Origin of the sequence: Rhodanobacter spathiphylli B39, from assembly GCF_000264295.1 — a bacterium.
In the GTDB taxonomy this organism is placed as follows: Bacteria; Pseudomonadota; Gammaproteobacteria; order Xanthomonadales; family Rhodanobacteraceae; genus Rhodanobacter; species Rhodanobacter spathiphylli.
Map to the genome: position 1 here is coordinate 1 of NZ_AJXT01000077.1, position 818 is coordinate 818.

Below are 818 nucleotides of genomic sequence, written 5' to 3' on the forward strand. Positions count from 1 at the left end.
TTGATCAGACCATCCTTAGGGCGCAGAAGGAGATTTAGTGAGACCTCTTACAAGACTTCTTTGCATTGCCGCTCTCTTCATTCCTGCAACCTGCATTGCTCAGGTAACAGTCGATCAAGCGCGGAATCTCCCTCTACACGAGCTCGCAGCAAAGTTACTTGGGCAGTCTGGGCGCATCATGATTGATGCGGATCGTCCGCGCTTTCCCAATGTCATGGAGGCAGTAACGTTTTATAGCCATGCCACAGTCACCGGCAGCCAGTTTGGTCTGTGTGGCGCGGACTGGGTCACGGTAGATTTTGATGAGCGTGGAATGGTGGATACGCTTCGTGCAGAAAGGCGATACGGGGTTGCTGGAAATACCCATCCGAAGACAAGCGACTGGACATATGAAGAGTCCGGACGCATCTGCGCAGGTGTATTGTCAACCCGCGACTACTTTCCGGCTCCTGATCCGCAATCCGCTCTAGAGATTAGCTGGTACGTTGAGGCAATTGCAGGTGAAGGCCCATACGCAACCCAGGACTTTGAGTACAGCTGCACGGGATTGTGCGGCAACGGCAAGGACGATTTACGGTGGCTAAAGCTAAGTGATATTTACTCTGCTCAAGAGATCGACTGCCCAACATCCAGGTTTGAGCATCCATCTTGCTTTGAGATATCAGTCGGGGAGCATCGCGTCGGCCCATTCCCCAAATCCTTCAAGATCTATGGTGTTTCGCATCCTGACAACGTTGTTATCACCAAAGTCTCCGTGGACGTTGGCTCAACCCTTGAGTAGCTGCGCCCTAACAATTCCTTAGGAGACTTCCGGTCAA

The 818-nt window shown here is 52.1% G+C and carries 1 protein-coding gene; it reads left to right on the forward strand.

The genetic code is table 11. The annotated features are described in order from the left end of the window. The first annotated feature begins 178 nt into the window (after nt 1-178). The gene (locus UU7_RS18515; protein ID WP_157582408.1) at nt 179-781 is read left to right on the forward strand and encodes a hypothetical protein; all 603 of its coding nucleotides are present in this window, start codon (nt 179-181) and stop codon (nt 779-781) included. Nucleotides 782-818: the final 37 nt, after the last annotated feature.

What these genes read in the sequence shown, in the direction of transcription:
- UU7_RS18515 (WP_157582408.1), top strand. Translation starts at nt 179, where the DNA reads ATGATTGATGCGGATCGTCCGCGCTTTCCCAATGTCATGGAGGCAGTA.